The sequence below is a fragment of the Aquitalea sp. ASV11 genome, assembly GCF_016429185.1.
Lineage (GTDB): Bacteria > Pseudomonadota > Gammaproteobacteria > Burkholderiales > Chromobacteriaceae > Aquitalea > Aquitalea pelogenes.
Genome location: NZ_JAELUD010000262.1, coordinates 1 through 301, shown reverse-complemented (window position 1 = coordinate 301; position 301 = coordinate 1). Strand labels below are relative to the sequence as shown.

At 73.8% G+C, this 301-nt stretch carries 1 pseudogene; it reads left to right on the top strand.

The features are described from left to right. Nucleotides 1-179: 179 nt before the first annotated feature. Nucleotides 180-301: pseudogene (locus JHD62_RS23160) on the top strand (aminotransferase class I/II-fold pyridoxal phosphate-dependent enzyme); the annotation flags it as partial.

Genomic DNA, 301 nt, shown 5'->3' with positions numbered 1-301 from the left:
CCCCCCCCCCCCCCCCCCCCCCCCCCCCCCCCCCCCCCCCCCCCCCCCCCCCCCCCCCCCCCCCCCCCCCCCCCCCCCCCCCCCCCCCCCCCCCCCCCCCCCCCCCACCCCCCCCCCCCCCCCCCACACCCCCACATCTTACTGTTCGTCGGCAGCGTCAGATGTGTATAAGAGACAGGTATTCCAGCTGTTTCGACGCCAACGGCGGTGTATTCGAAACCCTGCTGGGTGAAGAAGACGCGGTGATTTCCGACGAGCTGAACCACGCCTCCATCATTGATGGCGTGCGCCTGTGCAAGGC